Source organism: Nitrospirota bacterium (assembly GCA_016195565.1).
Taxonomy (GTDB): Bacteria; Nitrospirota; Thermodesulfovibrionia; order Thermodesulfovibrionales; family UBA1546; genus UBA1546.
The window spans coordinates 1-25,269 of the sequence record JACPZK010000003.1; the positions used below are offsets into that span (position 1 = coordinate 1).

Sequence of the window (25,269 nt, forward strand, 5' to 3'; positions counted from 1 at the left end):
ACTAACTTACCAGTTGTTCCTAATTTCGTCAAACCCTACATAACCTTAATAATCGCTCCATCATTTATAACTCTCCTTTCGAGAAATTTTTAGTTAAAGAGATCGCTGTAAATTTTCCTCCTAAGCGCATTCATAGATCCGAATATCTGGATTCTCCATAAGGTAAGGTGTCAATGCAGGGACCACTTCTTTCTGAAAGAGATCGCTTTTGAGGTAGCTCTCTGCATTTGCCTTAGAATCAAAGCCGTGAAGCACCTGCACATCTTCGGCTCTTAACAACAGATCTTTGGATTTAGCTCCAAGAATGCCTGAGAGAAAAGGCTGTTTATACTTCGCATAGACTTCTCCTGCAAGCGGCCTGTTCTCAGGAACAATCTTCATCGTGATTTCAAGAAACGTTTTTGTCATATAACTCTCCTTTCAAAAGATTTTTAGTTAAAGAATTGCAAGAGACATGCCACTCTGAATGATGTGCTCTCAAAACCGTATAATTCTTTGATTTATAAATCTAAATCTTTTTTGGCAGGATTTTAAAAATTTGGAAATAACTGAAGGAGTTGTTTCACAATTGAAAGTCAACTGAATTTCATAAGAGGAGAAGCCTTATCCCTGCGTATGAGAAACGCTGAGTCTCATTTTTGAAACATTTTACATATCTGCAACATTCTCTTTTTTGATGCCAAGTTTTTTTATCTTTCTCCATAATGTCGCCCTGCTGATTCCCAATCTGGATGCTGCTTCCTGATATGCCCAGTTGGTCTCATCAAGGACTTTGAGGATTAATCTTCTCTCCAAGTCCTCAAATGGTCTTTTGCTCTTTAAAATACCTTCAATAAAACCCTTCTCATCGTGTAAAAAATCTTCGGGGAGGTGGTGAGGAAAGATAGTGTTACCATTACAGCGGATAAAGGCATGTTCAATAATATTTTCAAGTTCCCGTATATTCCCAGGATAATTATATCTCATAAGCATCTCCATGGCGCCTGGAAATATATTGATAACCTCTTTCCCCATTGATTTGTTAAATCTGTCTACAAAGTGCCTGACTATAAGAGGGATATCTTCCTTCCTTTCCCTGAGAGGAGGCAGATGTATTGAGACGACCTTTAGCCGATAATAGAGGTCTTCACGAAATTTCTTCTCTCTCACTGCCTTTTTTATGTCAATGTTTGTTGCTGCAATCACCCTGACATCTACCTTATTTGTCTTTGATTCTCCAACCCGTTCAAACTCGCCATTCTGAAGAACCCGCAAAAGCTTAGCCTGTGATGTAAGACCAATATTCCCTATCTCATCTAAAAATATCGTTCCACCATCTGCCAACTCAAATCGTCCTGCCTTATCTGATATGGCCCCTGTAAAGGCCCCCTTGACATGTCCGAATAGCTCACTTTCAAGCAAACTCTCTACCAGAGAGGCACAATCAACCTTGATAAAGGGCTTATCTTTTCTGCTACTGTTGTAATGTATTGCCCTTGCAATCAGTTCTTTTCCTGTCCCGCTTTCACCTGTAATCAAAACGACTGTATCTGTATGAGCAACCTGCTGTATCAGGTCGTATATCCTTTGCATCTTGTAATTTTTCCCGATAATATTTCCAAAGGCATATCTTTCACTTAACTGCTCTATCAGGTTTTTTACAAGAGATAAGTCCCTGAATATCTCAACCCCTCCAGTAACATTACCTTCTTCATCCTTCAATAAAGCAGTGCTGAAACTTATGGGAATGGGCTTACCTTCTTTATTTCTGATAATGGCTTCGTAGTTTGAAAGAGGTTCACCTGTGTTAAAGGTGTATTTTAAGGCACAGCCCATTTTGCATGCCTCACACCTCAGGATAGTCCCGCAATGCTTTCCCATAACCTCATCTACTTTGTATCCTAAAAGCTCCTGAGCAGCATTGTTAAAGAAAGCAATCTTTAAATCCAGATCAGTGGTGAAAAGACCATCATTTATGGAATCAAGGATTATATCTGTTTTAGTCATACTAAATCTTTCATATTCATTTCTAAAACTCATATCTTAATTGTAAATAAACATTATCATTTTTATCCAGTTGTCCGAACTGGCTCCAGCTCTCACCTCCTCCAAAGATGTTTGCTCCAACTGCTGCCCAGACATGATCAGAGAAGTTATATTTAATCTCAGGGTTCAGCATATAATCTCCGTCAGATGTGCTGTAGAAGGAAAAGAAACCGAGCCTTAAATCCTGATGCATTAAAAACTGGGTTAGCCTTACAGTTATAAGTTGATACAACTTCCTGTCTTTCGGCAATCCTGACGGCTGATTCTTTACATAGTCTGAATACTCATGCATGTACTCATTGTAGTATTGGAGCCCGACCGTGAAGTCTTCCCACAGTTGTCGCTGATAGCCTATAAGGAATTTTGTCTGAGAATTGGGGACAGTATAATCTGTTCCTGAGCGATCTTGCCTTGAGTCGTAATATCCTGCCTCAAAGCTCAAAACTCCGTCCAAGGCCCTTCCCTGAAGGCTTGCTCCATAAACAGACAGCTTGGGATAATGATATGTAATCTTTGTAGTGCTATTTATGTCATCAGGTATCATATACGGCTTGCGGTAGAATCCTCTGTACAAATATACCGAGGCGTCAAATCCTGCAACATCTCTGTAAGCCCTAAATGCAAATTCTGTATTTTCAAGGTTTGACGGAGGGTCTTTTTCTTCCCTGTTTGTGACATTCGGCATAGGGTCAAACATGTAAAATCTTTTTGCATTGGGATAATTGTTCGGCTCAAATATAGGTATCGCAATAAACTCAAACGAAGCAAAGGCAGGATAGGCCCCGATCTTTACGCCGTCAACTCCCTTCTTCATATACTCCATAGGCCTGCCGGAAAAAAACGCCTCGTAGTCTTTTGGGAAGACATCGTTTATAAATATCAGATCCCCCACACCCCATGTGATTATCTGCCTGCCGGCTCTCAAGTCCCATTTCTTTTCAATATAATCTATATAGCCTTCCCTTAACTCAATCTGAGCCTTCTCATCAATATGATCATAAAAGGCGTCTGTCTTTATGAATAACCTTAAAGGCTCTTTTGCTGCATCAAGTCTTAACTGAACCCTCTCCTCAGCCCATTTAAAATCTCCGTCGTCAGGATTGGATGCGCGGGAACTGAAAGAATAATTGCCCTGCACAAACCCATGCAAAGAAACATCAGATGCTGCTGTGTATGAAGAAAATAGAAAAAAGAGCACAGAAGACAGAACCCAGACAACAAAAAAATTTCTTTTAAATTTTTGAATCTTGAATCTTGAATCTTGAATTATTGTCATTCAATCCATTTCTTCGGAGGCTGTTTGAGATATCTCTCTGAAAACAGGCTGTCCTCAATACCGGCATTGTAATCAGTTTTTGTATAGGTAACCTCTGTCCTGTGTCCGCTCTGGAGATTTTTCATCGTCCTTTTTGTAATTGTTGGGAAGCCTTTTATATCCTTAACCTCGTCAGCAGAGAATGCCCTGCTAAGCTCTCCTTTTTTGTCATAATATTCTTCCTTTAATGGCAGGAAGCTGCCTTTATCAACCCATGAAAGTTTATAGCTGTAATCCACGTCTCCTGCCTTCGGAGTGCTTTTTATGACATAACAGTCTTTCCCCGCAAGTTTTTCTTCTTTGACAAGTGCGTGCGTATCATCCTGAATATCCCTTCCGGAGACGTCTTCATATGTGAAATCAGAGCCGACAAAGCTCGAGGTCTTATCCTGCGCCGCAATCCTTCTAACCATGTTTATAGCAGGCACAAAAAGCCACCTGTCGTCGTCTTTAGCAGGATATTTGTAAACCATGAACGTCATGTCCTTAACATCAGCGGGCTGAAAGAAATACATGAAGAATTTCTGGTCGCCGCCTGTTTCACCATAATTTTTCCTCAGCATAGTCATTTCCCTTATCCGCTCCTGTCCGCTTTTGCTTATAAGCTTCATCATTACCCGTGCTTTGAAATCTTTGCCCTGATACAAAAAGGCCGCCTGTGATTTTTTCATGACGTCCTCCGCGCTTATTGCAAAGGCTTCAAAAGGCAAAAGCGCTGCAAGTAAGAAAATTAAATACCGAATCATCTTAAACCTCCTTGTTAAACTTTTATCTTCACAGAACGCTGTCATTGCGAGCCCTTCGCTTTTGTCATTGCGAGCGAAGCGAAGCAATCTCATCTTATCGCTCAGGGTAAACTCCTCAAAGCAATCGCTTTTGGGCTTTTTAGCTTGCGGAGCCTGTTCCGAAGCTGTCATAAGAGATTGCTTCGGCTGGCTTTGCCAGCCTCGCAATGACAGTTGAGGAATCCCACTCCTCGCAATGACAATTTAAACTTTTTACTTCTCACTTTCCTTTTTATCTGTCCCCAGCGCCCTGAGAATCGGCATCATCGGGCACCAATTCGTAAAGGCCGACTGTAATAGATTCAGTCCCATAAAAGCGGTCAGTATGAGCCATTTAGGTGAATGCACCTGTGCCAATGCAAGGCTTACCAATACCATAATCCCTGCTATTCCTCTGAGTATTCTTTCCATCATCTTACACCTCCTCCTTTAAACAACCATCCCTGCAATAAGGTAATCAGGGCCGGTATATATATTATTGTCATTACCGCACTCAGCAGCATCATGCTTACAATGAAGGCGCCCACTGTAATATAAGGTGTTAGCGGCGCAAAGAGCATGACAGAGAATGCTGAGGCAAAAAGCACTGCATTGCGCATGATGCCCTTGCCCGGTCTTGCAGCAGTCCAGAGTAAAGCATCAGTTATGAGTGATGAGTTAGGCGTTGGGAGTTTTTGACTTTTCTCCGAACTCCGAACTCCAGGCTCCGAACTTTCAGTTAATCGTTGCTTGAACCTGCTTATAAAATGAATCGCAAAGTCAACTGCCATGCCTAAAGATAAAGTGGAAAGAACAGATATCGGCATGTCAAAATCCTTGCCCATGAATCCGACGACGCCGTAGATGAGAGTAATGGTGAACACAAGAGGGATATACCCCACAAAGGCCCATCTGAACGAATGGAAATTAAAGCGCAGGACTACAAACACCACGATGAGTGCGATGGTGAAACCTTTGACCATATCCCACAGGACTTCCTCGTTCCATACAAGATTAAAGTATGCCGTGCCTGCCGGTTTCAGATCCATTGGCATTGGGTTTGCCTTTTTATATTCATTGACTGCGGCAATGACATCACGCATTGCCTGAGCGTCCCAGGTCTTGAGCTGTAACCATATATTTGCCTTCGCAGCCTGATAGTCGACCACATTGTCCAGATCGGCAGGCTTTGCGGACATGCTGAACAGAAACAGATACTGCCCGATTGCGTCCTTTGAATCCGGAACCGAGTCATATTGGGGATCATCGTCATGGAGGACACGGTTGATCCTCTTGACATAATCAACAACGGATGTGGTTTTCCCTACAACAGAAAGTTTTTCGATATGCCTCTGGAGCCCGTCTATATATCGCATAGCTTCCGGTGTTTTTATAAAATTTTCTTCCTGAGAGGTCGCCACAATATAGCCGAGTGATGTGCCGCCGAGGGCTTCGTTCATCACGCTGTCGGCGACCCGGATGTCGCTCTTCTCCTTGAACCAATCCACCATATTGTTATTCACCACGGTCTTGCTTATGCCGAAGACGGCTATTACAAAAAGCGCAACGCCGGCAAGGACAACAGTTTTGGGCTTATGAGCGCCGAGACGGGCCAGCCCTTTAAGGAATCGGGATGTTCCGCTTGTTTCGATATCCTCATCCATTGACGCCCTCTCGATATTTTTTTCTTTTACGAACATAAACATGGCGGGGATGAAGCTGAAACTTAAAACCCTTAACATCACAGTGCCGAACGCAACAAGTCCGCCGAACACCTTGACCGGCACAATGTTCATAAATAAAAGCACGGCAAAGCCTGCGGCGGTCGCCAGCGCAGTGTAGCGCACAGGACGGCCGACTGCCTTCATTGTCTCAAGGATCGCAGCCTTTTTGTCTTTCTTTTCCCTATAGCGGAAATAAAACTCATTAAAGATGTGTATGCTGTCCGTAGCTATGGCCATCAAAAATACAGGGGCCATCGAACTCATGATGTGGATAGGGAATCCGAGCGCTATCAGCAGGCCCATGCTCCAGACGATACTCATCATTGCATCCATCATCAACGCAACGGAAAGGAAAAGGTCTCTGAACATAAGATACCTGACAGCAAGCATGATCATCCCTGCAATCGGGGCAAAGACTGCCATGAGCTTGAACATCTCCGACCCAAAGGTATCCCTTGCTACAGGGTCGCCTGCCACATAATACTTCTCATCGCCCTTTTCCTTCTTGACTATATCCCTGATTTTATCCGCTACTTCTTTGCCATTTGCGCCCTTTTCAAGCGGGACATATATAGCAGTAGTTTTTTCATCTTTTGAGATAATGCGGTTGATAAAAAGCGGATTTTCAAAGAGCATTTTCCTTAAATAACCAATCTCTTTATCGGTTTTAGGAACCTCGGTCATAAGAGGAGCTACCCTTAACGCTCCTTTTTCCGCTGTAACATTTGTAATGGTCGGGAAGCTGTTTACATCCCTTGCCGCAACGCCCTTGATCTTCAGTGTTTCATCTGTTATTCTCTGTACCTTTCCAAGGGTTTCTTTGTTCAGAACACTTTTTTCGTTCACTATTCCTAAAACTATCATGTCCTCATAGAGTGCAAATGTCTTGTCAACTTCATCATTCCATACCCTTACATCAGATGTGTCGGGGAGCATGTGTTTGGGATTAGTGTCTGTTTTCATCTTTGGAAACTGGGTCATGAATGCAAGCGTAATAACTATTGAAAGGATTACGACAAGTTTGGGATGATTGACGGAAAACTCAACAAGGGAAAACTTTCGCATAATGCCTCCTCATAGGTGTCCAAAATAAGAGATTGCTTCGCTGCGCTTCGCAATGACAAACTCTACATTGTCGCCGTTTGACTGTCATTGCGAGGAGCATAAGCGACGTGGCAATCTTTTTCAAAAAGTCAGATTCATGTCGGCCTGAACTACAACCTCTTTGTAATATTTTGCAGGGTCTGCGACTTTTACGCCATCCACCAAGTCGCTGGGCGTCATCTCAAAGAGTGAAATATTCAATGGACATGCAAGCACAGTTGCTCCCTCAGATATAAGCATTATAAAAAGGTCTTCAACAGACGGCAGATTCATCTCATCCATCTTTTTCATCACCGCATCGCCGGCCTCTTTGGGCATATCAGGCATACATTTGAGCTCTTTAGCCTTATCTTTATGAACTGCATTTATACCCCTTGAGCCGAAAAATATCGTGACCTTAGAGCCTTCCCTTAACAGGCTCAATGCTGTCATAAGGGCATTAAAGACCTGGCAGAGTTCATCATGAAAACACATTACCGAGACATTTTTAGTTACCTTTGTCATCATATCTCTCCTTCGCAGGCTGAAGCCTGCAGCTATATTTTTTACGGCAAGTTACTCAACCCATGTTTTATCTTAAACAAAAAGTATTTTTCAAATGCCGCCTTCATCCATTTATATGTAATGCCGTTCTTAAGTTCAGACTCCTGCCTCGGCGGCAGCAAGGGCTTTGCCCTCATCAATGCCGCAGTATTCCCCATATCCATAAGACACAGGACATCCATCTCATAAGATGCCGGCGCAGGGCTTCCTGAAATCTCTGCGGCTATGCTATAAGCGGCGGTCTTTGCCATCTTAACTGTCATAAAGCCTGTCTTTGGAACGCCTGTTGGAACAGGCGTCTGCTCAGGCGGCGCTATTGCAACTGCAACGCCAACAGCAAAAATGTTTTTGTATTTCGTATGCCTGCATCTGCCGTCAACAGGTATAAACCCTCTTGGATTCCCAAGATGCGCTACAGCGGGAACTCCTTTCATTGCAGGCGCAAACATTGCAAATTTATGCGGTATCTTTGAGCCGTCCTTAAGTCTCACCCCAGCAGGCACAAATTCCTCCACAGCGGTATTTGTTATAACCTTTATATCCCGCTTTGCGAATTCATCTTCCATAATTCTCTTTGAGTTTCTGAGCCCCCCTATGCCGAAATGCCCGATGTAAGGCTCTGAAGTTACAAAAATAATCGGAGCCTTATGCCTTATTTTCATCCTGCGGAGTTCATAATCTATCTCAAATGCATATTCATAGGGAGGGCCAAAACAACTTACTCCCTGAACAGAACCTGTAACAATCGCGCCCGGTTCTTCAAGAAATTTATTCCATGCCCTGTTAGCCTTTTCAGCTTGTCCAAGAGTAAAGACACATTCTGTATATCCTTTGTCCGGTCCAAATCCCGGCACCTCTTCAAAGGCAAGAGAGGGGCCTGTTGCAATAACAAGATAATCATAAGGAATTTCTTTTGACGCTCTAACAATCCTTGAAGACTCCGCATCCACACCTTTAACTTCTTCATTGATAAATGTTATGCCTTTCCTTTCAAGTATCGGCTTAAGCGGTAAAGTTATGTTTTCTGCCTTTCTCCATCCCATCGCAAGCCACGGAAGAGATGGGATAAATACAAACTTATCCGTATCGCTCAGAAGTGTTATGTCTGCCGTTTTACCAAGAAGCCGTTTCAGTTCAAAAGCTGCTGTAAGCCCGCCGAATGAACCGCCTAAGATTACAATCTTTGGCATATTAACCTCCTTGAAGCCCTCAGCTATTAGCCATCAGCTTTCAGCTAAAACTTCTTTTATCCTGTCTTGCTGACTGCTGAACGCTGATAGCTGACAGCTAATTAGAACATTCCTACAACCTTATCATTTTCAGCCATAAGGTCAACAAAATTGTCATAGCCTGTTTCCCTTATGCTCTTTTCGATGTCGGCGCCTTTGATCCCCCTCAATTTTAAGTCATCCTCAAGAACGTATGCTGTCCCGCAAAAACCTTCAAGCCTTTCCTTCTGAGCAAAATAAACACCATTTTGGATTAAGAAAAGGTCAGCAGCCATGTTACGTGCAAGCTTCACTCCTCTTTTCCCCTCCGCTGTGTCAGGACCATTTTTAACTATTACAAGCATGTTAACCTCCATTCTTTAGAGCAGTAGTGCAGCAGAGCAACAGAGCAGCAGTTTAAAATGCTTTTTCAGACTACTGCTCTACTGAGCTACTGAGCTGCTGCTCAGAATATCATCGTTGTTCTTGCTTCTTTGACTGCTTCTGCTATCTCTGCGCCATTAACAATCTTAACGCCGTCAACCATATCTCCTGCATCCACATGCTGTTCCCTTAGCGAAACCTTATCAGCGTATACCTCCACTCCCATATCAATACAATCCTTTAATGCGCCTTCAAGATTTGTATAGCCTGTTCCTGTATCATCCTGCCCTTTTCTGGCAAGCAGGACCCCGCCGTCAACTAAAACAAGACTTACAGAGAGTTCATCTGCTGCGCCTCCCATTGCATGCCTGACAGCTTCTGCTGCATTTATATCGCTGTAAGGCGCTTTCCTGAGTATCATTGCAATCTTGCTCATATAACCTCCTTAAATAGCGCAACAGAGCAGTAGATCAGTGGAGCAGTAGTTCTAAAACTGTTGTTCTGCTGCACTGCTGGTCTGCTGATCTTCATTTCATGCTCCGATGTTAATCCACACATCGCTCTCTCCCATCGTTTTAAAAAGTCCTTTAAGAGAGCCGATTTCCGTCCCCTCCAGATAATCCTCTTTCGCCGCACGGCGAAAATGCACACATCCGCCTCAGAGATAGACCTTCAGCCCCTTTTGCATCAGCCTTGAAAATTCCTCCTCTGCATTCGCTATCCCTTTTGCCTTTTGCTTTCGTAGAAAACAGTAAACCCCGTCCCCTGATGCGATAAGATTAACTGTATGCCCTTTGCCCAGAGCAGACTCTGCAATTCCGATTGCAGTCACCGTATTTTCATATGAATACGGAGATGTTGACAGAAGCAATGTAAATGTTTTTCCCATATTCCCTCCTTATATTCAAATATAATAATATTTGAATATATTGTCAAGATAAAATATTTTCCCTATGGTTCAGAAAATATCCAGCCATACCTTTATTTATTTACTGAAATCTGTCTGTTGTCATTTTCGCCTTTTTCGCTGACATCGCCGATATGGGCTGCCAATATCCCCTCTTTTTGCAAGGCTGTTACAAGTTTATCTTTTCTGTCTCCGGGCACAAAAATAAGCAGCCCGCCTGATGTCTGGGCGTCATTCATTAAAATCTTTTCTACTTCCGGGACCCCTTTGACACACGTGACATATGATTCGTAATCTCTGACATTAGTCCTTGTCCCTCCGGGTACAATGCCGGCGTCAGCAAGTTTTATTGCGTCTTCGAAATACGGCACACGGCCCGAATAAATCTGCGCCCTGCATTTGCTTGCAGTAAGCACTTCATGGAGATGTCCTATAAGGCCGAAGCCTGTTATGTCTGTTGCAGTGCTTACCCCGATTTCAAGCATGATCTCACTGGCCCTTTTATTTAATGCCGCCATTGATGTTGTGAATTCCTCAATAACAGAATCACTGCATTTGCCAGCCTTCACCCCTGTGGCAATAATCCCGGCGCCTATTTTTTTTGTCAGTATTAATGCGTCTCCCACTTGGGCTTTTGAGTTGTCAAGAATCTTCGCAGGATGTATCACTCCCATAACAGCAAATCCATATTTGGGTTCCTTATCCCTGATGGTGTGGCCTCCTATAATTGACACTCCGGCCTCCTTCATCTTATCTACACCGCCCTGCATGATTTTCTTAAGCAATGGAAAGAACTCAGGATTATTAGGGAACATTGCTATGTTCAATGACACTAAAGGCTTTCCGCCCATTGCATATACATCTGAGAGCGAATTCGCAGCAGCAATAGCGCCAAACCAGTATGGGTCGTCAACTATCGGCGTAAAAAAATCGGCTGTAAGAACAACCGCAATGTCATCTGTAATACGGTATACGCCTGCGTCATCCGCATTGGCATGGTCAACCAGAACATTCGGGTCTGTTATGTCAGGCAGCTGTCCCAGCACGTGGGACAGGTCCAATGGACTGAACTTTGCCGCTCAACCTGCGCAGGTTGAAAGCTCTGTCAGCTTGATATCCATTTTAACCTCCAAAATAGATTAACGCCTTCGTGGACGAGGATATTTTCCTTTTTTAGTGACAGGACAACATGCAGGAGCAGGCAACTCCTTTATGTAATCCTTTTTCAGAATCTTTATGATGTCAGGTATTATCGGATCCCTGAGGAAATAACATTTGAGCCTGCCGTCCATATAATGGTCAATCGCTCCATGTCGTCTGAGGAGCGAAAGGTGCTGTGACACATTCGGCTGGCTTATGCCAAGGAACCCTTCAATATCACTGACACATTTTACGCCCTTCATCAGCTCTTCAAGTATTTTGATCCTTGCCGGATGGCCTATTGCCCTGAGAAGCTCAGCTCTTTTATCCAGTGAACGCATATTCCCTCTCTTTTGTCTGATATATTAATCTATATATTAAAGTATTGGCATATATTGTCAAGCATATATTGTTGACAGCGGCAGTTTTCATGCTTTTTCCTGCTTTAGACTTTTGCTGTGCTAATCTTTTATAATTATTAACTATGCTTGAAGATAAAATCCTAATATTAGATTTTGGCTCACAGTATACCCAGCTTATTGCAAGACGGGTGAGAGAGAACAGCGTCTATTCTGAGATATTTCCGTATAACGCACCCTTTGAAAAAATATTGGATTTTAAGCCGAAGGGCATTATCCTTTCAGGCGGGCCTTCAAGCGTCTACAGTAAGGGTTCCCCCATCCCTGATATAAAGGTATTTGACCTTGGCATTCCAATCCTCGGCATATGTTACGGCATGCAGCTTATGGCTCATCTGCTTGGAGGCAGGGTTGCAAAAGCTGCAAAAAGGGAATATGGCAGGGCCGAGCTTACCATAGATGACGATTCTGGTTTATTTAAAGGTATCAACTCAAAATTCAAAATTCAAAATTCAAAATTCAAAACTGTCGTCTGGATGAGCCACGGAGACAGGATAGAGAAATATCCCGAAGGTTTTATCCCAATAGCGCATACAGAAAATTCTCCGGTGGCGGCAATGGCTGATAAAAAGAAAAACTTCTATGCGCTCCAGTTTCATCCCGAAGTGGTCCATACGGAAAAAGGCAGGGAGATATTAAAGAATTTCGTCTTCAATATATGCGGATGCAAGCCGACATGGACTATGCAGTCATTCATAGAAACAGAGAAGGAAAGGATACGAGAATTCGTTGGCAACAAAAAAGTTGTATGCGGAATAAGCGGAGGCGTTGATTCGTCTGTAACTGCAGTTCTTGTTCATGAGGCAATAGGCGATGCGCTCACCTGCATATTTGTTGACAACGGAGTTTTAAGGCAGGATGAGGCAAAAAAAGTTGAGCACATGCTGAAGAAGAGTTTCCATATGAAGATAAAATACGTTGACGCCTCTGAAAGATTCCTGAAAAAACTCAAAGGCGTAAAAGACCCGGAAAGAAAGAGGAAGATTATCGGCAATGAATTCATAAGGGTATTTGAAGACGAGGCAATGAAGATAAAAAATGTAACCTTCCTCGCGCAGGGGACCTTATATCCTGACGTGATTGAGAGCACATCATTCAAGGGCCCCTCAGCAACAATAAAAAGCCATCACAATGTAGGCGGGCTACTCAAAAAGATGAAGCTTAAACTGATTGAGCCTCTGAGGGAATTGTTTAAAGACGAGGTCAGAGTCCTGGGGCATGAATTAGGGATGCCGGATGAGACTATAAACCGCCATCCGTTCCCCGGTCCCGGCCTTGCAATAAGATGCATCAGCGATGTTACAAAAGAGCGGCTTGCTATTTTAAGAAAGGCTGATGTGATAGTTCTGGACGAGATAAAAAAGGCGGGGCTTTACGGAAAAATCTGGCAGGTATTTGCAGTTCTCCTTCCTGTAAAAAGCGTAGGCGTAATGGGAGATGAAAGGACGTATGACAATGTAATAGCTGTCCGGGCTGTTACGAGCGTTGACGGAATGACCGCTGACTGGGCGCAGATTCCCTATGAAGTTCTGGGACGGATATCAAACAGGATAATTAATGAAGTCAAAGGCGTAAACCGCGTTGTCTATGACATAAGCTCAAAACCTCCCAGCACGATTGAATGGGAATAACCTATGGACATCAAGGCCTATCTCAAAGAGAAAAAGGAACTTGTAGATTTATTTCTTAAAGAATACTTTTCTCCGAATTTTATTCCGCCTGTCTTAAAAGACTCCATCACTTATTCCCTGTCTGCGGGCGGGAAAAGGATAAGGCCCATCCTCTGCCTTGCTGCGCATGAGGCATGCGATGGAGATTCTGAGGATATACTTGCTTTTGCATCCTCAATAGAACTCATTCACACATATTCATTGATACACGATGACCTGCCTGCCATGGACAATGATGATTTAAGGCGCGGCAAGCCGACAAACCACAAGGTATTTGGAGAGGGAATGGCGATACTTGCAGGAGACAGCCTTCTTACAGAGGCGTTTTATATGATGGCGAATTCGCTCTCAAACAGAAACATCAAAAACACGGCCTTAATAAGGGCCATTAAAGAGATTGCCTTCACAGCAGGCATTCATGGAATGGCCGGGGGACAGGCGCAGGATCTTCTTTCGGAGAATGCGGAGCCTGACAAAGAGACGCTCTCTTTTATTCACAGGCACAAAACAGGAGCGCTGATATCAGGCTCTTTAAGGGCAGGCGCAATCCTTGCAAATTGCAGCAAGCCTTCGCTTAATGCAATCACAAGATATGGCGAGAACATCGGCCTTGCCTTTCAGATTATAGATGATATACTTGATGTAGAGGGCAGCACGGATGAACTCGGCAAGACCACAGGCTCTGATGTAAGGAAAAAGAAGATGACTTATCCTTCAATATACGGCCTTGAATCTTCCAGAAAAAAGGCGGAAGAGCTGGTGGCAGAGGCAGTCTTTTCCATTAAAGACTTCTCAGCTAAGGCAGAGCCCTTAAGAGAGATTGCCGGATACATGCTTGAGAGAAGAAGTTGAAACTCATAACAAAAATAAAGTCACCTGATGACCTGAAGACCCTGCCGCTTGAGGAGCTGAATAATCTCTCCGAAGAACTGAGGGATATAATAGTAGAACGCGTATCAATTAACGGCGGACATCTCGCATCAAATCTCGGAACTATAGAGCTTACACTGGCGCTTCATTATGTATTCAATTCACCTGTTGATAAGATTGTATGGGATGTAGGCCACCAGTCATACACGCACAAACTTATCACAGGGAGATATGAAAAATTTGGAACTATCAGAAAACATAAAGGCATCTCAGGATTTCCTAAAATAGAGGAGAGCGTTCACGATGCCTTTGGGACAGGACACAGCTCAACATCAATATCAGCAGCCTTAGGAATCATAGAGGCGCGTGATAAAAAAAACGAGACGTTTAAAGTTCTGGCTGTTATAGGCGACGGGGCAATGACTTCCGGGCTTGCGTTTGAGGGGCTGAATCACGCCGGACACCTGAAAAAAGACCTTATCGTAGTGCTGAACGACAATGAGATGTCAATCTCAAAAAACGTAGGCGCCTTGTCTGCGTATTTTAATAGGATACTTACAGGAGACCTTTACCAGCGTTTTAAAAAACAGACGAAATCTTTTCTTGAAGGCATTCCTAAGTTTGGAGATCAGGTTACAAAGATTGCCCAGAAGGCAGAAGAAACACTGAAAGGGCTATTCCTGCCGGGGATATTGTTTGAAGAACTCGGGATTAACTATGTAGGCCCGATAGACGGACATGACATTAAACTGCTGATAGAGACCTTCCGAAATATTAAAAACTCAACAGAGCCCACTTTAGTCCATGTCATCACCAAAAAAGGCAAGGGCTATGAGTTCTCTGAAAAAGACCCCTGCATATTTCACGGGGTAGGGCCGTTTGAAATAGAAACCGGCTCTTCTGTAAGCGACGCCAGTGCCATTTCATATAGTGAAATATTCGGCAGGGCGCTTACGGAGCTTGCCGCAAACGACAAAAGAGTCATTGCCATCTCAGCGGCAATGAGAGAAGGCACAGGGCTTGAATGTTTTGAAAAAAAATTTCCCGACAGATTTTACGATGTTGGCATAGCTGAGCCTCACGCAGTAACATTCGCCGCAGGGCTCGCAATACAGGGATTGAGGCCTGTGGTCGCAATATATTCCACTTTCCTTCAGCGCGGTTACGATGAGATAATCCATGACGTCTGCCTCCAGAACCTGCCTGTTGTCTTTGCAATTGACAGGGCCGGCATAGTCGGAGAAGACGGCCCAACGCATCAGGGAGTTTTTGACATTTCTTATTTAAGGCATATTCCTAATCTTATTGTCATGGCGCCAAAGGATGATATGGAACTAAAAGCCATGCTTGAACTCGCTTTAAAGCACAACGGGCCCTCGGCAATAAGATACCCGCGTGGAAAAGTACAGCCATCAGGTATCAGCCGTCAGCCATCAGCTTTTGAAATTGGAAAGGCAGAGCTATTAAAAGAGGGCGCTGACATGGCATTGATAGCAATTGGCAATGCTGTCCATCCTGCGCTTGGTGCAGCTGAGAGGCTTGAAAAAGATGGGATAAAGGCATCAGTCATAAATGCAAGATTCATAAAACCGCTTGATAAGGAACTCATCCTGAAAATTGCATCAAAGACAAAAAGGATAATTACAGTAGAAGAGAACATGATTGCCGGAGGTTTCGGAAGCGCAGTCCTTGAATATCTGAACAGCATGGATATTCCTGACATAAAGATTAAAATCCTCGGCATACCTGATGAATTTGTAGAGCAGGGCTCACAGGCTATACTGAGGAAGAAATACGGAATTGACGAAGAAGGGATTTATCAGTCCTGCAAGGCATTTCTATTAACGCTCACATCGGTTCATTGAGCTTCAGTTGTACAGCATCTTATAGAGTACAATAATTAAACCGAGCGGCACTAATCCGGTAATTAACCACTTTAGTGAAAAAGAATACTCGGTGACTATAGGCTTAGGCGCATAGGCTGATTTACGAAAGCCTTCGCCCATGCGGAGCCCGAAGACAAGCCGCAAACAACAAACAGCGCCGCAAGACTTGCCCAAACCCCTCTGACGAAGGTTCCTATCTCTCACCTCCTATTGACGGCTATGGAAGAAATATCCCGGGCGCCCACTGCCTCACGGCACCATATCCTTGCGCAAGAACTTGCCGGTCTTGCCGTCGAGCATAACGATGACGTCGCCCTTCTCGTAGCCGCCGGCCACGCTCCAGTAGACGCCGGGGCTCTTGGTCGCCTGGCCCATCATCATGAGCGACATCGCCGCCTTGCCCTTGACCTTGAGACCGTTCTTCTTCGCCTCGGCCATGACCTTGTCGCTGTCCGCGAACTCGCCGACCGCGTCCTTGATGTACGGGTTGACCTCAAGCGTCTCGACGACCTTGCCGTCCTTCACGTCCACCGTGTAGCTCTTTTTTGCCTTGGCCGAGTAGTACATGTACCCCCATTTCGCCGCCGTGCCGTCGGGATTGGCCTGGAGGGTCGAGACGTTCACCAGCACGGCGTCCTTCTGCCATTTCTGCGCCGCCGCGTTGGCTTGCACGAGCCCGGCCTTTGCTGTTGCGCCAGCCGCAAAAGACAGGGCCGGACCCACGGCAAAGGCAAGCACAGCAACAATTAAAAAAATTGCGAGCTGCTTCTGTCTCATAATAGTTCCTCCTTTTAAGGGTGCTGTTTAGACCTTTTAACGGGCGTGATTTGATCATAAATAATTAATGACTTTACCGATATTCTATTCACAGCCTTCATGGCAAAAATATAGCACATCGGATGGATTGTTTCAATAATTCTTTTTACCGCAATTTTTATCTCATCTATGCAGTATAATTATTAAGAGCAATGCATATTGGAACTGACAAAACTATGAAAGACAGGCTTGATAAGATAATGGTTGACACAGGGCTTGTTAAGAGCAGAGAGCGGGCAAGGGCCTTGATAATGGAAGGCAATGTCCTTGTTGACGGCTCTCCTGTTACAAAGGCAGGCGCTATGATAAACAGCGCATCCTCAATCACCCTGAAGTCAGGGGATATCCCTTATGTAAGCCGCGGAGGTTTAAAACTCAAGGCTGCCATAGATTTTTTCAACATAAACTTAAAAGATAAAACAGCAATGGACGTCGGCTCATCAACGGGTGGTTTTACTGACTGCATGCTCCAGATGGGAGCAAAAAAAATATATTGCATTGACGTCGGTTACGGACAAATCGCATGGCTTTTAAAGAATGATCCGAGGGTTATCCTTCTTGAAAGGACCAATATCAGGCATCTTGAACGGAAAAAGATTCCTGATATTATTGACATCGCAACGATTGACGTCTCTTTCATATCTCTTACAAAGGTTATTCCCAAAGTGTTAGAATTCCTGAAAGAGAGCGGCGAGATACTTGCGCTTGTAAAACCTCAGTTTGAAGTCGGCAAAGGAGAGGTAGGCAAGGGCGGCATTGTGAGGGAAGAAGAAAAAAGGCTCGCGGCAGTTGATTTTGTGAGAACAGAGATAGAGGCTGCCGGACTGCACACTGTCGGCGTGTTTGAATCGCCTGTTGCAGGACAGAAAGGCAATATAGAATATTTCCTGTATTTGAAGAAGGGATAAGCGGCATGGAAGAACAGAAAGGCATAGGCGTTGACCTCTCCATAGCATCAAAGGAGATGATAGAGGCGCTTATTTCAGAGTCCGGAGAGCCGTCTCTGTTTGAGGAGATTTTAAAGGCAAATACCCGGAGGCATGACATTCTGAGGCTGTTGGCTGAAAGCCCCTACACTCCTGAAAACATCAGGGAAGAGACTGCAAAAATCTTACAGATTCCCGTAGAAGTATCCGCGCTCCTTGAAGAAACAGAGCAGGCCGCTGAACAGCGCACTCAAACCCTTCTTCAGAAGGTGCAGAGTCTGACTGTCGCTGAGAAAAGACTGCTTGCAATGAGAGGCGGGCGCGAGGCCAGGTCCATTCTCATAAAAGACACAAACAAGCAGATAGTCATGGCGGTTCTTGATAACCCGAAGATAAAAGAAGCGGAGGTAGAGCTGTTTGCGCGTTCCCGCTCTATCCCTGATGAAGCGCTGAGGGCCATTACCCGGACTAAAGAATGGATGAAAAACTACGGAGTGCTGCTTGCAGTCGTGAGCAATCCCAAAACACCTGCCGGAGTGGCAGTTCCGCTTTTGTACGGCTTAAAGACAAAAGACCTCGCCTCTCTTGAGAAGAACAGAAATATAGCAGAGGTGATTCGCACAACCGCTAAAAAAATTGTTCAGGCAAGAAAAGGGCGCTGAACAGGCATGCAATTGACTTTTAGCCCAAAATTTTTTTAAAGTTTAACAGTTAAAGCTAATACCAAAATAAAAGAGAGGTGCTTATGCAACACTCTGCAATACAATTGATTCTTCAGGCAGGCTATGTGGTTAAAGTGGTATTGCTTATCCTGCTGTTTTTCTCTGTCGTATCATGGGCCATCATTTTTTATAAATACCGCTACCTTTCAAGGGCTAACAAAGAGACAGACGTATTCCTGAGATCATACAGGGCAGGCCGTGACCTGAAAGGGCTTTTAACTGCCGCCCGAGCCCTTAATCTCAGCCCTCTGGCAAATATATTTAAATTTACATCCTCAGAAAATATTGTTGACAAAGCTGAGATTAAACGGTCGCTCAGAAGATTCTCAGCGCTTGAGTCAGCAAAACTTGAGAAATACCTGAGTTTCCTCGCAACCACAGGTTCTACCACGCCGTTCATCGGCCTGTTCGGAACTGTCTGGGGAATAATGAATGCCTTCAGAGGGATAGGCGCAGCAGGCTCGGCATCATTGGCAGTCGTTGCTCCGGGCATTGCAGAGGCCTTGATTACAACAGCCGCTGGACTTGCTGCTGCAATCCCTGCTGTAATCGCCTATAACTATTATCTGAGCAGGGCGCGGGGGCTGATTATAGAGATGGAGGACTTCTCCGAAGAACTCCTTGACTTCTTTTCTAAGGGAACAGAATGAAGGCCGACAGAAACAGAGGCGTGCTTTCAGAGATAAATGTAACGCCCTTCGTGGACGTAATGCTCGTGCTGCTCATAATCTTTATGGTAACGGCGCCATTGCTCCAGCAGGGCATTGATGTAAATCTTCCTCAGGCAAAAGGCAAAGACCTGCCTCCTGAAGAAAGAATAACGCTTATCGTTAAAAAAGACGGTATTGTTTTTATGAATGACAAACCTATGTCCATGTCTGAGATAAAGCAGAAGCTTACGGCAATCAGCAAATTAAATCCGAATGTCTTTCTTAAAGCTGATAAGGATGTGTCTTACGGCTTTGTTGTTCAGGTGATGAGCGACATAAAGGAGGCAGGGATAGAGAAACTCGGAATGATAACCGAGCCCAAGATAAACATAGAAGGGAAATGAAGGAGCCAAGCCTTCCAGTTACGGCATTCTTCTCTTTTTTGCTTCACGTGACTTTTATCTTTACAGCGCTGATAACAATTAAAAATGCAAATCACTTCGCGCTGCCCTCTGCGTATATTGTAAGCCTTGTCAGTCCTGAAGAAAGCAGACGGCCAGGTCAGGGCAAAGAAGTGACGGCCGTGCAGCCGGATGAACCTGAACAAAAAATGAAACTGCCTTCAGAGCCTTCAAAAAGCAAAGCCTCAGAGGATGCAAAACAATATAGCTCGGACAGAATCGCAGCATTGGAGGCAACAAGAAAGGCAAAGCGCGTTGTTAAACTGAGAAACATGGTTTCCATCAAGGGCGCAGACAAGGAAGGAAAAGACACAAAAGAAATCTCTCCGCCTGTAAAAAATGGAGGCAATGAAACTTTAATATTAGAAGGTTATTCTGAAAAAATAGGAAAAGAGATAAGACAGCGCTGGGCCTTTCCCGAGGCCTGGGGGAAAAACCTTGAGGCAGTAATCTCGGTAACGATAATGTCGAACGGAACTGTTAAGATAAACAGTGTCGAAAAAAGCTCGGGCAATGTCCTCTTTGACCGCTCTGTCCTGAGAGCCATTAATAAAGCAAGCCCTGTTTCTCCTCCGCCGCATGAGATGGAAATAGGATTGAGGTTTACGCCATGAAAGAAAAGTTTAGAGTTAGCAGTTTTTTCAAAAAACTGTTCACTGTTCACTGTTCACTGTTCACTGTTTTTTTGCTGTTCACTATTCACTGTTCACTATTCACTGCTGCTGAAGCAAAGATATACATTGACATAACCTCTCCTGCAATAAAAAAACTTCCGATTGCTATTCAGGAATTCAGCGGCACAGAGGGGAAACAGATGGCAGACATCATAAGAGAGGACCTTGAGTTTACGGGTTTTTTCCTCTCCATTGACAGGGCTGCCTATATAGAAAAATCTGCCGAGGCTTTCAATCCCAAAAACTGGGCTGTAATCGGAGCAGAGGCTGTTATAAAGGGAACTGTGCGCGGAGAACAAAACCTTACAGCAATCGTATCGCTTTATGATACAAGCGAAGGCAGAGAGGTCTTAAGGAAAGAATACAAAGGAGCAAAGGCTTCCATAAGGCGTCTTGGCCACAGCATTGCAAGCGATATATACCAGCATATTACAGGAGAAAAAGGGATATTCGGGACAAAGGTGGCATTCGTTGCAGAAGACGAGGGCAAAAAAGGTCTCTATCTGATGGACTGGGACGGCACAGGCATTAAACAGCTTGGGATTAAAGGGAATTTCGTCCTCAGGCCGCACTGGTCGCAGGACGGCAGCAGAATCGTTTACTCATCTGAAAGGGGTGGACAATGGGGAATATATTTGTTAGACTTTACGAAAATGACAGAAAAAAAAGTTTTTGCCTCCAGAGGGCTTAATATCGCAGGCAATTTTTCACCTGACGGAGATGAGGTTATGTTTTCATCATCGCAGGATGAAACGTATGGTTTATATAATTTAAGAATTTCAGATTCAAAACTTACAAGGATAACCTCTTCAAGATGGATAGAGATTTCGCCTGCTGTCTCGCCTGACGGAAAACTCGTTGCATTTGTATCAGACCGCGGCGGGACTCCCCAGATATATATAATGAACAGGAACGGATATGACACAAGAAGACTGACATTTGAGGGCTCGTACAATACCTCGCCAAGCTGGTCGCCTGACAACAAGAGGATTGTGTTCGTCGGCAGAGTCTCAGGCAAGCAACAGATTTTCATTATCTCGCCTGACGGTTCAGCGCTTACCCAGCTCACAGACAAAAGCAATAACGAAGACCCTTCCTTTTCTCCTGATGGAAGGTTTATAATATTTTCTTCTAACAGAAACGGAGGCAGCGGGATTTACATAATGAGGGCAAACGGCGAATCGCAAAAAAAAATAACACCGCCATGGTTACGGGCCTTTGGCCCAAGGTGGTCACCGAATTAAATAAGTTATCAGTGACAGTGAACAGTGTAGTCGAAAACTGACACTGGCCACAGACACTGACACTAAAAAAGGAGGAGGTTTTATGAAAAGGATTTTTTTGTTGGTCTTGGCTTTAGTTTTAGTTTTCGCAGGATGTGCAAAAAGGGCGGTAACCACGCCTGTTGAGCAGGAAGCGCCAAAGGAAACAGCTCAAAAGGCAGCAACACCGGTGAAGGCAGAAGAGCCGGTTATGGCAAAGGCAGAGCCTAAGAAGGTAGAAACTATGCCGGTAAGGGAAATTACAGAGGCAAAATCTTCCCAGTTCGGAAATATACATTTTGATTTTGACAAATACACTATAAGGGAAGATGCAAAGCCAAGCCTGAAGGCTGTAGCAGACTGGCTTATAAAAAACAAGGATGCAAAAATGATACTTGAAGGGCACTGTGACGAGAGAGGGACTAATGAATACAATCTTGCGCTCGGAGAAAAAAGGGCAAAAGCTGCAAGGGATTACATCGTATCAGCAGGCGTGACAAAGAACAGGCTTGACACAATAAGTTACGGCGAGGAGAAACCGCTCTGCAAAGAGCAGACTGAAGACTGCTGGCAGAAAAACAGAAGGGTGCAGTTTGTAAATCAAACCTCATCCGGGAAAGCAGGCAAATAAGTGAAAGGGTTTGTTCTAATTCTTTTGTTGTTTGTTGCAGGATGTGCAATAGGCGAGTTTGAGGTAATGAAGGCTGACGTTAATCAGCTGAAAAAAGATTCCTATGATATAAAGAAAGAGACCTCAGAGACAAAATCTGCATTTAAGACAGAGCTTGCTGATATCAAAGAAAAATCAGCAAAAGAGGACTCGCTTAATGCCATAAGAGAAAGTATGGTGTCACTACGCTCCGAGGTCTCAGGAATCTCTAAAGACCTTCAATCTTTGACAGGAAGGTTTGATGAGAATAAATATTTTATTGACAAGTCTCTGAAAGATAAATCTTCAGAGATGGACCTGTTGCGCGCACAGATAACCGCACTTGAAACACAGGTGAAGGAAATGCAGGCAAAACTCTCTCCAAAAACAGATACGGATGCCGCGCCAAAAGACAAAATAGATGGGAAAAAAGAAAAGAAATCTGAAACTGAAGAGGCAAAAAACCCTGTAAAGGCATATGAAGCAGCCTACGCCTCTTTCAAAAACAAAAAATACAAAGAGGCGCGAGAAAAATTTGATATGTTCCAGAAGGAATTTCCGAAAGATAAGCTTGCGGGCAATGCCCAGTTCTGTATAGCTGAAGCCTATTACGCTGAAGAAGACTACGCTGGCGCAATTGTTGAATATGATGCGCTTCTGGAAAAGTATCCTAAAAGCGAGAAGGCTCCGGCTGCTCTTTTAAAACAGGGTTATTCATTCATTGAGATGGGAGATAAGAAAGCTGCAAGAGGAATTCTTGAGCAGCTTAAAGAAAAATACCCAAAATCCAAAGAAGCTCTGCTCGCAAAGAAAAAATTGGAGGAGCTGAACAAAAAGAGTAAAAAGTAAATGGCAGAGGTGAGAGATAAGTTTAACAGAACAATAGACTATATGCGCATATCCGTCACTGACAGATGCAATTTGCGCTGTGTCTATTGCATGCCTTCTGACGGACTGCGCCTGATAGAGCACAAAGAGATTCTGTCTTACGAAGAGATACTAAGAATAATAAGAATAGCTTCGGGGCTCGGCGTCAGAAAAATCAGGATAACAGGCGGCGAGCCCTTGGCAAGAAAAGACATTACGAGCCTGACTTCCTCAATAAAAAATATCCCCGGCATAGAAGACCTCAGCATTACAACAAACGGCATCCTGCTTGAGAAGTATGCGGAAAAGCTCATAGAGTCAGGCGTTGACAGGGTCAATGTAAGCCTTGATTCGCTCAGGCCTGAAAGGTTTAAAGAGATAACAAGGGGCGGGGATATTAACGTTGTTCTACGCGGGATAGAAACTGCAAGGAAAAGCGGGCTGCTGCCTGTAAAGATAAACATGATTCCTATAAAGGGGCTTAACGGAGATGAGATAATAGACTTTGCAAGAATAACCCTGAACAGCGACTATCATGTCAGGTTTATAGAGTTCATGCCTTTTGGAAGCCGCGGGTTCTGGAGCGCGGACAAATATATATCCCGCGATGAGATAAAGGCTGCTGTTGAGACCTTGGGTCCGCTTACGCCTGTGCGCGTAAGAAAAAACGGGCCTTCAAAATATTTCAGGCTTGAAGATGCGCAGGGTGTCATCGGCTTCATAAGCGCAATAACCCACCACTTCTGCGAAGAGTGCAACCGCCTGAGACTGACTTCAAACGGGAAATTGAAACCGTGTTTATTCTCTGAAACAGAGATTGATTTAAAGCCTGCATTAAGAGGCGGCGCTCCTGATGACGAAATAGAGCGTCTCCTCAGGCTTGCAATTGAAATAAAGCCCGAAAGGCACCATATCAGCGACCGAAGCGACCTTAATACCTTTCAGGCAATGTCACAAATCGGCGGATAAGGCAAATTCACTTGCCGTAATCCCTTTCCCAAATGAGTTCCTCATGTTTTTCGGCAATATCTCTCCTGCCGCTGTCACCGATACCGATAAAGGACAATTTCTTCTTAATAGACCCTTTTCTTGGTCCCACAAATCTCTGTGAACATCTTCCCTGTGTCATTGGCTGTCTATTTTTTATGGAACCATCCTAAAATATTTCCACCCGCGCCGCAATATGACCTGCAACGTTTGTTTTGGTCAATTCTAACAGCATAATTTCTATCTTTTGGCACATCTTTCATAAACGTCATTGTAAGTTCACAGTCGTTCTCTGCAAATTTAGCAATGAAACCATAGTAATCAGAATATTCCAATTTAGCTGTTTTGTCCTCTATTTTACATGGAGCCATAACTCCTTTTTTCTGCTGAACACTAAACTTGATATTATCTTCAGAGACAACTTGAATTTCTAATTTTTCATTGCCATGTTGGGTTTCATAATATCCTGCGAGTCTTGCCAATCTTTCTTGTTTAATTATTAATGCTTCCTCTTGCTTTTTTCTTTGTGCCTTATCTTCTTCTCTCTGTCGCGCGTCTGCATCTATTTTCTGTTTCTCTTCTTGTGCTATCTTCTTTTCGTCAGCCTCTAATTGCTGTTTTCTTTCTCGCTCTTCCCTTTCCATTTTTTCTTTTTTCGGGATTTCAATTCCCAATTCTTTTACAGCAAGGGCGACTTCTTTAGAAAATAACTTTTCTAAAGATACGTTATTCGCCTCAGCAACAGCAGCAGCAGGTTTGGTAATCTCAGAAACAAATGTTAGTATGAGACCTGCGTGGATATTGTTTTTGAAAAATTCTGGTTCTTTTTTTAGGTCTTTTATAACTTTGACCACTGTTTTATCATAGCTATAGCCAGCATTTGAAAAAAATTTCCTGATTGAATCTACATAAGCTTTAGTCTTTTGCTCTGGGGTCATCCCCGGCTCCATTGCGGGCGCTTTATACTTTGCTCTAGATAATCTTTCAAAAGCTTCTTCAGAATATGGAACTGGTGTTTCAAATAATGCATATGACGGCACATTTGAAAGCATTGTAGTCGTCATTGAAACCAGCAAAACAGTTATAAAATATTTCACGGTCATTCTCCTTTCATTGTTTAACTATCTGGTGAATTATTGTAAATCGCCTTAAGAAAGTGTCCTGCTCGACTTTTTCGGAACAACTATTTCGAGTTTAAAGTTAGTCCCACCAGATTTTCAAGTTTATAATAATTAGCCGGGATATCATATCCCAGCGCCTCATGCGGCCTATAGGTATTGTATTTTATCCTGTAGG

At 43.9% G+C, this 25,269-nt stretch carries 27 protein-coding genes; 12 read left to right on the forward strand and 15 right to left on the reverse strand.

What is annotated here, in order from left to right; all coding sequences use genetic code 11:
• Nucleotides 1-120: 120 nt before the first annotated feature.
• The 13 genes from HY035_00685 to HY035_00745 all read right to left on the reverse strand — a co-directional run bounded on the left by HY035_00685 (nucleotide 121) and on the right by HY035_00745 (nucleotide 11,455).
• Nucleotides 121-408, reverse strand: coding sequence for a hypothetical protein (locus HY035_00685; GenBank protein ID MBI3376905.1), 288 nt, complete (start codon nucleotides 406-408; stop codon nucleotides 121-123).
• A gap of 240 nt (nucleotides 409-648) precedes the next feature.
• Nucleotides 649-1,986 carry a sigma 54-interacting transcriptional regulator gene (locus tag HY035_00690; protein ID MBI3376906.1) on the reverse strand — a complete coding sequence of 446 codons (1,338 nt, stop codon included), beginning with the start codon at nucleotides 1,984-1,986 and terminating at the stop codon, nucleotides 649-651.
• A gap of 22 nt (nucleotides 1,987-2,008) precedes the next feature.
• Entirely contained in the window at nucleotides 2,009-3,301 is a 1,293-nt protein-coding gene (locus HY035_00695) for a hypothetical protein (protein MBI3376907.1), read from the reverse strand.
• Nucleotides 3,298-4,086: an outer membrane lipoprotein-sorting protein gene (locus tag HY035_00700; protein MBI3376908.1), complete on the reverse strand. Its 789-nt coding sequence runs from the start codon at nucleotides 4,084-4,086 to the stop codon at nucleotides 3,298-3,300. Before HY035_00700 ends, HY035_00695 begins: the two co-directional genes overlap by 4 nt.
• 252 nt (nucleotides 4,087-4,338) lie before the next feature.
• On the reverse strand, nucleotides 4,339-4,539 hold the full coding sequence (locus HY035_00705) for a DUF2892 domain-containing protein (protein MBI3376909.1): 201 nt from the start codon (nucleotides 4,537-4,539) through the stop codon (nucleotides 4,339-4,341).
• Nucleotides 4,536-6,893: an MMPL family transporter gene (locus HY035_00710; protein MBI3376910.1), complete on the reverse strand. Its 2,358-nt coding sequence runs from the start codon at nucleotides 6,891-6,893 to the stop codon at nucleotides 4,536-4,538. Before HY035_00710 ends, HY035_00705 begins: the two co-directional genes overlap by 4 nt.
• Before the next feature lie 120 nt (nucleotides 6,894-7,013).
• Nucleotides 7,014-7,439, reverse strand: a complete 426-nt coding sequence (locus HY035_00715; GenBank protein MBI3376911.1) for a DsrE/DsrF/DrsH-like family protein — start codon at nucleotides 7,437-7,439, stop codon at nucleotides 7,014-7,016.
• A 38-nt stretch (nucleotides 7,440-7,477) separates the two neighbouring features.
• Nucleotides 7,478-8,665: an FAD-dependent oxidoreductase gene (locus tag HY035_00720; GenBank protein MBI3376912.1), complete on the reverse strand. Its 1,188-nt coding sequence runs from the start codon at nucleotides 8,663-8,665 to the stop codon at nucleotides 7,478-7,480.
• A 101-nt stretch (nucleotides 8,666-8,766) separates the two neighbouring features.
• Nucleotides 8,767-9,048: a hypothetical protein gene (locus HY035_00725; GenBank protein ID MBI3376913.1), complete on the reverse strand. Its 282-nt coding sequence runs from the start codon at nucleotides 9,046-9,048 to the stop codon at nucleotides 8,767-8,769.
• A gap of 101 nt (nucleotides 9,049-9,149) precedes the next feature.
• Entirely contained in the window at nucleotides 9,150-9,503 is a 354-nt protein-coding gene (locus tag HY035_00730) for a DsrE family protein (protein ID MBI3376914.1), read from the reverse strand.
• 222 nt (nucleotides 9,504-9,725) lie between these two features.
• Nucleotides 9,726-9,956 carry a DsrE family protein gene (locus HY035_00735; GenBank protein ID MBI3376915.1) on the reverse strand — a complete coding sequence of 77 codons (231 nt, stop codon included), beginning with the start codon at nucleotides 9,954-9,956 and terminating at the stop codon, nucleotides 9,726-9,728.
• Nucleotides 9,957-10,048: 92 nt separating this feature from the next.
• Nucleotides 10,049-11,095: a selenide, water dikinase SelD gene (gene selD / locus HY035_00740; protein ID MBI3376916.1), complete on the reverse strand. Its 1,047-nt coding sequence runs from the start codon at nucleotides 11,093-11,095 to the stop codon at nucleotides 10,049-10,051.
• A gap of 18 nt (nucleotides 11,096-11,113) precedes the next feature.
• On the reverse strand, nucleotides 11,114-11,455 hold the full coding sequence (locus tag HY035_00745; GenBank protein ID MBI3376917.1) for a winged helix-turn-helix transcriptional regulator: 342 nt from the start codon (nucleotides 11,453-11,455) through the stop codon (nucleotides 11,114-11,116).
• 143 nt (nucleotides 11,456-11,598) lie between these two features.
• Between HY035_00745 and guaA the strand changes: the two genes are divergently transcribed.
• The 3 genes from guaA to HY035_00760 are packed head-to-tail and all read left to right on the forward strand — an operon-like array spanning nucleotide 11,599 to nucleotide 15,938.
• Nucleotides 11,599-13,164 (forward strand): glutamine-hydrolyzing GMP synthase, encoded by a 1,566-nt coding sequence (guaA, locus tag HY035_00750; protein ID MBI3376918.1) that lies wholly within the window; start codon nucleotides 11,599-11,601, stop codon nucleotides 13,162-13,164.
• A gap of 3 nt (nucleotides 13,165-13,167) precedes the next feature.
• Nucleotides 13,168-14,055: a polyprenyl synthetase family protein gene (locus HY035_00755; GenBank protein ID MBI3376919.1), complete on the forward strand. Its 888-nt coding sequence runs from the start codon at nucleotides 13,168-13,170 to the stop codon at nucleotides 14,053-14,055.
• Nucleotides 14,052-15,938 (forward strand): 1-deoxy-D-xylulose-5-phosphate synthase, encoded by a 1,887-nt coding sequence (locus tag HY035_00760; GenBank protein MBI3376920.1) that lies wholly within the window; start codon nucleotides 14,052-14,054, stop codon nucleotides 15,936-15,938. Before HY035_00755 ends, HY035_00760 begins: the two co-directional genes overlap by 4 nt.
• Before the next feature lie 270 nt (nucleotides 15,939-16,208).
• Here the strand turns inward: HY035_00760 and HY035_00765 are convergent, their stop codons facing one another.
• The gene (locus HY035_00765; protein ID MBI3376921.1) at nucleotides 16,209-16,736 is read right to left on the reverse strand and encodes a hypothetical protein; all 528 of its coding nucleotides are present in this window, start codon (nucleotides 16,734-16,736) and stop codon (nucleotides 16,209-16,211) included.
• Nucleotides 16,737-16,951: 215 nt separating this feature from the next.
• On the opposite strand from HY035_00765, the gene HY035_00770 reads away from it, so the two are divergent.
• The 9 genes from HY035_00770 (at nucleotide 16,952) to moaA (ending at nucleotide 23,955) form a co-directional block, all read left to right on the forward strand.
• Nucleotides 16,952-17,683: a TlyA family RNA methyltransferase gene (locus HY035_00770; GenBank protein MBI3376922.1), complete on the forward strand. Its 732-nt coding sequence runs from the start codon at nucleotides 16,952-16,954 to the stop codon at nucleotides 17,681-17,683.
• A 5-nt stretch (nucleotides 17,684-17,688) separates the two neighbouring features.
• Nucleotides 17,689-18,363, forward strand: coding sequence for a hypothetical protein (locus HY035_00775; protein ID MBI3376923.1), 675 nt, complete (start codon nucleotides 17,689-17,691; stop codon nucleotides 18,361-18,363).
• Nucleotides 18,364-18,446: 83 nt separating this feature from the next.
• Nucleotides 18,447-19,073 carry a MotA/TolQ/ExbB proton channel family protein gene (locus HY035_00780; protein ID MBI3376924.1) on the forward strand — a complete coding sequence of 209 codons (627 nt, stop codon included), beginning with the start codon at nucleotides 18,447-18,449 and terminating at the stop codon, nucleotides 19,071-19,073.
• The gene (gene tolR / locus HY035_00785) at nucleotides 19,070-19,477 is read left to right on the forward strand and encodes a protein TolR (GenBank protein MBI3376925.1); all 408 of its coding nucleotides are present in this window, start codon (nucleotides 19,070-19,072) and stop codon (nucleotides 19,475-19,477) included. Before HY035_00780 ends, tolR begins: the two co-directional genes overlap by 4 nt.
• Nucleotides 19,474-20,148: a TonB family protein gene (locus tag HY035_00790; GenBank protein MBI3376926.1), complete on the forward strand. Its 675-nt coding sequence runs from the start codon at nucleotides 19,474-19,476 to the stop codon at nucleotides 20,146-20,148. Before tolR ends, HY035_00790 begins: the two co-directional genes overlap by 4 nt.
• Nucleotides 20,145-21,452 (forward strand): Tol-Pal system beta propeller repeat protein TolB, encoded by a 1,308-nt coding sequence (tolB, locus tag HY035_00795; GenBank protein ID MBI3376927.1) that lies wholly within the window; start codon nucleotides 20,145-20,147, stop codon nucleotides 21,450-21,452. The genes HY035_00790 and tolB overlap by 4 nt, the downstream gene beginning before the upstream one ends.
• 82 nt (nucleotides 21,453-21,534) lie before the next feature.
• Complete coding sequence (gene pal, locus HY035_00800; GenBank protein MBI3376928.1) at nucleotides 21,535-22,101, forward strand: peptidoglycan-associated lipoprotein Pal; 567 nt, start codon at nucleotides 21,535-21,537, stop codon at nucleotides 22,099-22,101.
• Entirely contained in the window at nucleotides 22,102-22,968 is an 867-nt protein-coding gene (gene ybgF / locus HY035_00805; GenBank protein MBI3376929.1) for a tol-pal system protein YbgF, read from the forward strand. It begins immediately after the preceding gene.
• Nucleotides 22,969-22,977: 9 nt separating this feature from the next.
• Nucleotides 22,978-23,955, forward strand: a complete 978-nt coding sequence (moaA, locus tag HY035_00810; GenBank protein MBI3376930.1) for a GTP 3',8-cyclase MoaA — start codon at nucleotides 22,978-22,980, stop codon at nucleotides 23,953-23,955.
• A gap of 167 nt (nucleotides 23,956-24,122) precedes the next feature.
• Here moaA and HY035_00815 read toward each other — a convergent pair whose 3' ends face one another.
• Nucleotides 24,123-25,070, reverse strand: a complete 948-nt coding sequence (locus HY035_00815; protein ID MBI3376931.1) for a hypothetical protein — start codon at nucleotides 25,068-25,070, stop codon at nucleotides 24,123-24,125.
• Nucleotides 25,071-25,269: the final 199 nt, after the last annotated feature.

Bases quoted from the DNA above. Each gene is read 5' to 3' on its own strand.
- HY035_00685 (MBI3376905.1), bottom strand. From the start codon at position 408: ATGACAAAAACGTTTCTTGAAATCACGATGAAGATTGTTCCTGAGAAC.
- HY035_00690 (MBI3376906.1), bottom strand. From the start codon at position 1,986: ATGACTAAAACAGATATAATCCTTGATTCCATAAATGATGGTCTTTTC.
- HY035_00695 (MBI3376907.1), bottom strand. From the start codon at position 3,301: ATGACAATAATTCAAGATTCAAGATTCAAGATTCAAAAATTTAAAAGA.
- HY035_00700 (MBI3376908.1), bottom strand. From the start codon at position 4,086: ATGATTCGGTATTTAATTTTCTTACTTGCAGCGCTTTTGCCTTTTGAA.
- HY035_00705 (MBI3376909.1), bottom strand. From the start codon at position 4,539: ATGATGGAAAGAATACTCAGAGGAATAGCAGGGATTATGGTATTGGTA.
- HY035_00710 (MBI3376910.1), bottom strand. From the start codon at position 6,893: ATGCGAAAGTTTTCCCTTGTTGAGTTTTCCGTCAATCATCCCAAACTT.
- HY035_00715 (MBI3376911.1), bottom strand. From the start codon at position 7,439: ATGATGACAAAGGTAACTAAAAATGTCTCGGTAATGTGTTTTCATGAT.
- HY035_00720 (MBI3376912.1), bottom strand. From the start codon at position 8,665: ATGCCAAAGATTGTAATCTTAGGCGGTTCATTCGGCGGGCTTACAGCA.
- HY035_00725 (MBI3376913.1), bottom strand. From the start codon at position 9,048: ATGCTTGTAATAGTTAAAAATGGTCCTGACACAGCGGAGGGGAAAAGA.
- HY035_00730 (MBI3376914.1), bottom strand. From the start codon at position 9,503: ATGAGCAAGATTGCAATGATACTCAGGAAAGCGCCTTACAGCGATATA.
- HY035_00735 (MBI3376915.1), bottom strand. From the start codon at position 9,956: ATGGGAAAAACATTTACATTGCTTCTGTCAACATCTCCGTATTCATAT.
- HY035_00745 (MBI3376917.1), bottom strand. From the start codon at position 11,455: ATGCGTTCACTGGATAAAAGAGCTGAGCTTCTCAGGGCAATAGGCCAT.
- guaA (MBI3376918.1), top strand. From the start codon at position 11,599: ATGCTTGAAGATAAAATCCTAATATTAGATTTTGGCTCACAGTATACC.
- HY035_00755 (MBI3376919.1), top strand. From the start codon at position 13,168: ATGGACATCAAGGCCTATCTCAAAGAGAAAAAGGAACTTGTAGATTTA.
- HY035_00765 (MBI3376921.1), bottom strand. From the start codon at position 16,736: ATGAGACAGAAGCAGCTCGCAATTTTTTTAATTGTTGCTGTGCTTGCC.
- HY035_00770 (MBI3376922.1), top strand. From the start codon at position 16,952: ATGAAAGACAGGCTTGATAAGATAATGGTTGACACAGGGCTTGTTAAG.
- HY035_00775 (MBI3376923.1), top strand. From the start codon at position 17,689: ATGGAAGAACAGAAAGGCATAGGCGTTGACCTCTCCATAGCATCAAAG.
- HY035_00780 (MBI3376924.1), top strand. From the start codon at position 18,447: ATGCAACACTCTGCAATACAATTGATTCTTCAGGCAGGCTATGTGGTT.
- tolR (MBI3376925.1), top strand. From the start codon at position 19,070: ATGAAGGCCGACAGAAACAGAGGCGTGCTTTCAGAGATAAATGTAACG.
- HY035_00790 (MBI3376926.1), top strand. From the start codon at position 19,474: ATGAAGGAGCCAAGCCTTCCAGTTACGGCATTCTTCTCTTTTTTGCTT.
- tolB (MBI3376927.1), top strand. From the start codon at position 20,145: ATGAAAGAAAAGTTTAGAGTTAGCAGTTTTTTCAAAAAACTGTTCACT.
- pal (MBI3376928.1), top strand. From the start codon at position 21,535: ATGAAAAGGATTTTTTTGTTGGTCTTGGCTTTAGTTTTAGTTTTCGCA.